The sequence below is a fragment of the Pinirhizobacter sp. genome (assembly GCF_035317885.1).
Lineage (GTDB): Bacteria > Pseudomonadota > Gammaproteobacteria > Xanthomonadales > Rhodanobacteraceae > Pinirhizobacter.
On sequence record NZ_DATHFX010000522.1, the window covers coordinates 1 to 7,680 of the forward strand.

At 63.6% G+C, this 7,680-nt stretch carries 7 protein-coding genes; all 7 read right to left on the bottom strand.

Annotated elements, in window-relative coordinates:
- On the bottom strand, positions 1-1,180 hold a 1,180-nt coding region (locus tag VK519_RS17170; RefSeq protein WP_324351800.1), incomplete at its 3' end, for a complex I subunit 4 family protein.
- A gap of 21 nt (positions 1,181-1,201) precedes the next feature.
- Entirely contained in the window at positions 1,202-3,319 is a 2,118-nt protein-coding gene (gene nuoL, locus VK519_RS17175) for an NADH-quinone oxidoreductase subunit L (RefSeq protein WP_324351802.1), read from the bottom strand.
- A 5-nt stretch (positions 3,320-3,324) separates the two neighbouring features.
- Positions 3,325-3,630 carry an NADH-quinone oxidoreductase subunit NuoK gene (nuoK, locus tag VK519_RS17180; RefSeq protein WP_250625854.1) on the bottom strand — a complete coding sequence of 102 codons (306 nt, stop codon included), beginning with the start codon at positions 3,628-3,630 and terminating at the stop codon, positions 3,325-3,327.
- Positions 3,627-4,286: an NADH-quinone oxidoreductase subunit J gene (locus tag VK519_RS17185; RefSeq protein ID WP_324351805.1), complete on the bottom strand. Its 660-nt coding sequence runs from the start codon at positions 4,284-4,286 to the stop codon at positions 3,627-3,629. Before VK519_RS17185 ends, nuoK begins: the two co-directional genes overlap by 4 nt.
- Before the next feature lie 12 nt (positions 4,287-4,298).
- A complete protein-coding gene (gene nuoI, locus VK519_RS17190) occupies positions 4,299-4,790 on the bottom strand; it encodes an NADH-quinone oxidoreductase subunit NuoI (protein WP_324351808.1) in 492 nt (163 codons plus the stop codon).
- Between the two features lie 8 nt (positions 4,791-4,798).
- Entirely contained in the window at positions 4,799-5,851 is a 1,053-nt protein-coding gene (gene nuoH / locus VK519_RS17195; protein ID WP_324351809.1) for an NADH-quinone oxidoreductase subunit NuoH, read from the bottom strand.
- Positions 5,852-5,855: 4 nt separating this feature from the next.
- The coding region (locus VK519_RS17200; RefSeq protein ID WP_324351811.1) for a molybdopterin-dependent oxidoreductase at positions 5,856-7,680 on the bottom strand (1,825 nt) is incomplete at its 5' end.

Below are 7,680 nucleotides of genomic sequence, written 5' to 3' on the forward strand. Positions count from 1 at the left end.
TATTGGCCATGGCGAACAGCACGTAGAACAGGCCGAACCAGGGCATGACGTTGATCACGCCGCCGTAGTCCTTGATCTGGCGCGTGTGCATGCGGTCGTACAGCACGCCGATGCAGGTAAACATGGCGCCTGAGATGAAACCGTGCGAGATCATCTGGATCATCGCGCCCTGCATGCCCAGGTGCGCCGCCTGCACGTTGTTGTGTTCGCGCACCAGCATGAAGGCGATGAAGATGCCCAGGGTGACGAAACCCATGTGCGCGATGGACGAATACGCCACCAGCTTCTTCATGTCTTCCTGGGCCAGCGCCACGTAACCGATGTACACCACGGCAATCAGGCTCAGGACAATCACCAGCGGCGCGAAATGCTCCGACGCATCGGGCACGATCGGCAGCGAGAAGCGCAGGAAACCGTAGCCGCCGATCTTCAGCATCACCGCCGCCAGCACCACCGAGCCACCCGTGGGTGCTTCCACGTGGGCATCGGGCAGCCACGTATGCACCGGCACCATCGGCACTTTGATCGCGAAGCCCAGCAGGAAGGCGAAGAACAGCCAGGACTGCTCGGTCATCGAAAGCGGCAGGTGCGCAAGCGTAGCGATATCGAAGGTGTGGGCCTTCGAGTACAAATAGATCAGCCCCACCAGCATGAAGATGGAGCCGAAGAACGTGTAGATGAAGAACTTCAGCGTGGCATACACGCGCCGCGGGCCGCCCCAGATGCCGATGATGATGAACATCGGGATCAGCATGGCCTCGAAGAACACGTAGAACAGCAAGGCATCGGTGGCGCAGAACACGCCGACCATCAGGCCCTCCAGCACGAGCATGGCAGCCATGTACTGGTGCGTGCGCACCGCGATGACCTCCCACGCACCCACGATCACCAGGATGGTGGTGAAGGCGGTCAGGGCGATCAGCGCCACGGAAATGCCGTCGACGGCGAGCGAGTAGTGGATGCCGACGCTGGCGATCCAGCTCAGGTTCTCACCCACCTGCATCGTGCCCGTGGAAGGGTCATACACATGGATCAGCGCCAGGCTCGCGGCGAAGGTCGCCACGGCTACAAGCAGGGAAATCCAGCGCGCGGCATTCGGGCGCTGGCCGCCGGCCAGCAGCACGGGGACCGCGCCGAGGATGGGGAGCCAGATCAGCAGGCTGAGCAAGTGGTTGGACATGAATGCTCTATTCCCTGTGGGTCAGACCTGCCCGACCAGCCAATACCCGCCCAAGAGCAGGATGAGGCCGAGGATCATGGCGAAGGCGTAATGATAAAGAAGACCCGATTGCAGGCGGCGCCCGCCCGAAGCGATGCGCTCGACCACGTTGGCCGAACCGTCGATCAGCACGCCATCGATCAAGGCTGCATCGCCACCGCGCCAGAAGGCACGGCCAAGCTTGACGCCGCCCTTGGCGAAGATGGCGAAGTACACCTCGTCCACCCAATACTTCTTGTCGAGCATGCGCCAGATGGGATGCAGGGCTCGCTTGACCGAATCGGCGATCGATGGCTTGAACAGGTAGATGACGGTGGCCACGATGAAGCCGGCCAAGGCGAGCAGGAACGGCAGCTGGATGAATCCGTGCAGGGCCATGGCGGCGGCGCCGTGGAACTCACCGGCCAACTCGCCCAGCACGTTGTTCTGCTCTTCCACATGGATGGCTTTGCCGAACCAGCCGCCGAACAGCATTGGGCCGACGGTGAAGAAACCGATCAGCACGGACGGGATGGCCAGCAGCACCAGTGGGACGGTGACCACCCACGGCGACTCGGACGGTGCGTGCTCGAGCTCGCCCGGCGTGTGGTGGTCATCTTCCTGGTGCGCATCGGACGCATCATGACCATGCGCGCCATGTCCGGGGTCAGAGTGAATACTCTGACCCCCAGCAACGGCAGCCACCACAGCGTGCCCGTGCGCGGCGTGGCCATGATGGCCGATCACGGTGAAGCGCTCGGCGCCGTGGAAGGTCATGTACAGCAGGCGGAAGCTATACAGCGAGGTCACGAACACGCCCGCCATCACGCAGAAGTAGGCATAACCCGCGCCCCAACGATGGGATTCGCCCACTGCCTCGATGATGGCGTCCTTCGAATAGAAACCGGCGAAGAATGGCGTACCGGCCAGGGCCAGCGAACCGATCCACATGGTGATCCAGGTGACCGGCATGTACTTGCGCAGGCCGCCCATGTAGCGCATGTCCTGCTCGTGGTGCATGCCGATGATCACCGACCCTGCCCCCAGGAACAGCAGCGCCTTGAAGAAAGCGTGCGTCATCAGGTGGAACACGGCGCCGCTATAGGCCGACACGCCGAGGGCGACCGTCATGTAGCCCAGCTGCGACAGCGTGGAATAGGCGATCACGCGCTTGATGTCGTTCTGCACGATGCCGATCAGGCCGGTGAACAGCGCCGTGGTGGCACCGATCACCAGGATGAACGAAAGCGCGCCTTCGCTCATCTCGAACAGCGGCGACATGCGCGCCACCATGAAAATGCCCGCCGTCACCATGGTGGCGGCATGGATCAGCGCCGAGATGGGCGTGGGGCCTTCCATCGAATCGGGCAACCACACGTGCAACGGCACCTGGGCGGACTTGCCCATCGCACCAATGAACAGCAGGATGCCGATCACCGTTGCCGCAGGCCAGGGGTGGCCGTCGAACACCGTGATGGCACGGCCGGTCAGGGCGCCGGCGCTGTCGAAAGCGGTGGCATAGTCAAGCGTATTGAGGAAATACAGCACCGCGGCGATGCCCAGCAGGAAGCCGAAATCGCCCACGCGATTGACCACGAAGGCCTTGAGGTTGGCGAAGATCGCCGTCGGCTTCTTGTACCAGAAGCCGATCAGCAGGTACGACACCAGGCCCACCGCTTCCCAACCGAAGAACAGCTGCATGAAGTTGTTGCTCATCACCAGCATCAACATCGAGAAGGTGAAGAGCGAGATATAGCTGAAGAACCGCTGGTAGCCCGGATCGTCGGCCATGTAGCCGATCGTGTACACGTGCACCAGCAGGGAAACGAAGGTCACCACCACCATCATCATGGCGGTGAGCCGGTCGACCATGAAGCCCACGCTTGCGTGCAGGTTGCCGACCTGGAACCAGGTGTATACATCCTGGTTGAATGTCTTTGCGTCCCCCGCTACCAGCTGCCACAGCACGTGGATCGAAAGCGCGCAGGCAATGCCCACGCCCAGGATGGTCACGCAGTGGGAGCCCACGCGGCCGATCACGCGGCCCAGGAGTCCGGCTAGCAGCGCGCCAGCCAGCGGTGCCACGGCGATGGTGAGCAGGACCGAAAGTGAAAGATCCATGTGGGTCAGCCCTTCATGCTGTCGATTTCGGCGACGTTGATCGTGCTGCGGTTACGGAACAGCAAGGTCAGGATCGCCAGGCCAATGGCCGATTCGGCCGCAGCCACGGTAAGGATGAAGAACACGAACACCTGGCCCTGCACGTCGCCCAGGAAGCGCGAGAAGGCCACGAAGTTGATGTTCACCGCCAGCAGCATCAATTCGATCGCCATCAGCAGCACGATGACGTTCTTGCGGTTGATGAAGACACCGGCAACAGCGATGCAGAAGAGCACCGCGCCGAGCACGATGAAATGCGCAAGCGTGATCACGGCGAAGTCTCCTGCGGCGGGGCAACGGGGGGAGCGGTTTCCGTGGGCATGGTTTCCGAAGCCATCTTGACGATGCGCATGCGGGTACGCGGGTCAACCGCCACCTGCTCGGCGGCCGACTGGTGGCGCACGCCGCCGCGGTGGCGCAAGGTCAGGGCCACGGCAGCCACGATGCCGACGGTAAGGATGAGGGCGGCAATTTCGAACGGCAGCAGGAACTGGGTGTACAGCGCATGGCCAAGCCATGCGGTGTTCGACAGCCCTGCCGCAGCGGCAGGATCGTCGCCCATGACGTGCAGGCCCATCGCCCGCACGCCGATCAGGCCGATCATCTCCGCCAGCATCACCAGCGCCACGATGATGCCCACCGGCAGGTAGCGGGCGAAGCCCTCGCGCACCTGTTCCATCTTGATGTCGAGCATCATCACCACGAACAGGAACAGAACCATCACCGCGCCGATGTAGACCACGATCAGTGCAATGGCCAGGAATTCAGCCTGCGCCAGCAGCCAGATGCAGGCCACCGAGAAAAAGGTAAGTACCAGCGAAAGCACCGCGTGCACGGAATTGCGCAGGGTGATCACGGCAAGTGCAGCGCCAACGGCAACCACACCGAAGGCGTAGAAAAGGATGAGTTGGATCAGCTGTGGATTCATGTGATGTCGTCCTCAGCGGAAAGCCGCGTCCTGGGCCCGTGCAGCGGCGATGTCCTGCTCGAAGCGGTCGCCGATGGCCAGCAGCTGCAGCTTGTTCACCACGTTCTCGCCGCGGTGCTCGAAGTGGTACTCGTGCACGTGCGTCTCCACGATCGAATCCACCGGGCAGCTTTCTTCGCAGAATCCGCAGTAGATGCACTTGAACAGGTCGATGTCATAACGCGTGGTGCGGCGCTGGCCGTCCGATTCACGCGGAGCCGAATCGATGGTGATGGCAAGCGCCGGGCACACCGCCTCGCACAACTTGCAGGCGATGCAGCGTTCCTCGCCGTTGGCGTACCGGCGCAGCGCATGCAGCCCGCGGAAACGGTTGGACTTGGGGATGTGCTCCATCGGGTAGCGGACGGTGTACTTGGGCTTGAACATGTAGCGGATGGTCAGGCCCATGCCCTGGAACAGCTCGATCAGGAGCAGGCTTTTGAAATAGTGCGTTATGCGAGACATGGTTTGCTTCAAGCCCCCGTGCCGATGGTGACCCAGCCGTAGTATTTCATGAGGCCGGCGACGAAGACCCAGACGATGGTGATGGGAATGAATACCTTCCAGCCCAGGCGCATGATCTGGTCATAGCGGTAGCGCGGGAAGCTGGCACGGAACCAAAGGAACAGGAAGGAGAACAGGAAGGCCTTGATGAACAGCCATATGAAGCCGCCGGTCCAGATCCAGTTGATCCAGCGCGGCGCATCGGCGGTGATCCAGCCCTGCAGGGGCGACAGCCAGCCGCCCATGAAGAAGATCGCGGCCAGGAAGCTCACCAGGATCATGTTGGCGTATTCGGCCAGGAAGAAAATGGCGAACGCCGAGCCTGAGTATTCCACGTGGAAACCGGCGACGATTTCCGACTCACCCTCGGCCACGTCGAACGGCGCGCGGTTGGTCTCGGCGACACCGGAAATGAAGTAGACGATGAATACGGGCAGCAGCGGCAGCCAGTACCAGTCGAGGAACCCCTTGTTGCCTGCCTGCGCGTGGACGATGTCGGTAATGTTCAGGCTTCCGGTGAGCACCAGCACGCAGACGATCGCCATGCCCATGGCCAGCTCGTAGCTGATCACCTGTGCCGCCGAGCGCATGGCGCCCAGCAAGGCGTAGCGGGAGTTCGATGCCCAGCCGGCCAGGATGATCCCGTAGACGCCCATGGATGTCATGGCCAGCAGATACAGCACGCCGGCATTGACGTTGGCCAGCACCATCTTCTCGCCAAAGGGAACCACTGCCCAGGCCGCGAGCGCGGGTATCAGGGCCAGCAGCGGGGCAAGGTAGTAGAGGAACTTCGAGGAGTTGGTGGGAAGGATCACTTCCTTGATCAGCAGCTTCACCACGTCGGCGAAGGCCTGCAGCATGCCCAGCGGACCGATCTTGTTCGGCCCCATGCGCACGTGCATCCAGCCGATGACCTTGCGCTCCCAGTAGACGAACATCGCCACTGCCAGGATCAGCGGCACGACGATCGCCAGGATGTGGAGCACCGGAACAAGCAAGTGCGTTAAGAGTTGTTCCCACATGCGCTTAAGCCTTGCTCAAGGTGAGGGCCGCGCCATACGGCGGCAGCATCGCGGTTTCGTCGTGGCCCGCTTCGATCCAGGCGGCACCGGCCGGCACCGCATCGGAAACAACTACTGGCAACGGATCGGAGCTGCCTATCCGGACCGTGTCGCCATCGGCCAGGCCCGCGGCCTTCGCGTCGACCGCGTGCAGGTACACGGCAGGCTCGCGGTTGAGCGGATGGGCCGCCAGTGCCGTGGCGCGGCGAAGCACGGCGTCGCTGCGGTAGATCGGCAGCGTGGCGATGCGGGTGAGGCCACTGCCCTGCTTTACCGTGCGGTCGGCCAGCATGGCGCGCGGGTTCGCCGTGCGCTCGCCGATGGCGGACCGAAGGCCTGCAAGGTCGTCGAACTCGAAGCCCGGTACGGCGAGAGTTCCACCCAGGGCACGCAGCACCTTCCAGCCCGGGCGGCCTTCGCCCGGCGCCTTGGCGCCGGCGGCGATGGCCTGCTCCAGGCCGTCGACGTTGGTGAGGCTGCCGTCGTTCTCGGGAGCCAGGGCGATCGGCAGGATCACGCTGGCCACCTCCAGCAGCGACTTGCTGGCGTAGGCCGAACAGGCCACCACCGCCTGCGCGTTGTCCAATGCGCTGAAGGCGGTGGCGCCATCGGCGAAATCATGCTGCGGCTCGATGCCGTACAACAGGTAAGCCTTGCGTGGCTGGGCCAGCATGGCACGGGCGTCCAGGCCGCCGTTGCCCGGCAGCACGCCGACGCGTGCCAGGCCCACGGCATTGGCACCCACCGGGATCTCGTTATAGGCAGCGCCGGCGGCAGTAGCGATGAACTTCGCCACGGCACGCAGCCACGAAGCCTGCGGATGGAGCGCCGCGGCCTCACCCAGGATCACCACTGCATCGCCGCCCTTGAGGGTGGCGTATGCAGCGCGGACGTCGTCGTCGGCCTGGACACTGCCGATGGCATCAGCCAGCGCGCCAGGTGCGGCGGCGCCATCGTCGACCGCAGCGCGGGCAAGGGTGAGCAGTTCCGCCACCAGCGCTTGCGGCGCGGCCACGACCTCGCCCGCCAGCGGGTAGTTGAAGTCGAAGTGCACCGGGTTGACTGCATACACCTTCGCGCCCTTTTTCACCGCCTGGCGCAGGCGGTGGTTGAGCAGCGGCATTTCATGGCGCAGGGCCGAGCCCACCAGCAACGCTGACTTCACCTTGTCCAGCTGGTTCACCGGCAGGGCGAACGGCGTGGCCGTGGCATTGTCGGCAAAATCCAGCTGGCGCAGGCGGTGGTCGATGTGTGCGCTGCCCAGCCCACGGGCCAGGCGCACCAGCAGGTCGCCTTCTTCGGTGGTGGTGGCGCCATGGGCCAGGATGCCGAGGTCTGCACCGGGCGTTTTCTTCAGCGCCTCGGCGGCGACAGACAGGGCATCGTCCCAGGTGGTGGTTGCCCAGGTACCGTTGCGCTTGACCATCGGCGCCTTGAGGCGGTCGTCCGCGTACAGGCCCTGGTGGCTGTAGCGGTCGCGGTCGGACAGCCAGCACTCGTTGATGTTCTCGTTGTCGCGGGGCACGGTGCGCAGTACCTCGCCGCGGCGCGAATGCAGCCACAGGTTGGAACCGAGCGCATCGTGGTATCCCACCGACGGGCGGGCGATGAGTTCCCAGGCGCGTGCCTTGAACTGGAACGGCTTGTTGGTGAGCGCGCCCACCGGGCAGACGTCGATGATGTTGCCCGAAAGCTCGCTCTCGATCGTCTTGCCGATATAAGTGCCGATCTCGAGGTCTTCACCGCGGCTCATGCCACCCAGTTCGTAGGTGCCGGCGATCTCGCTGGTG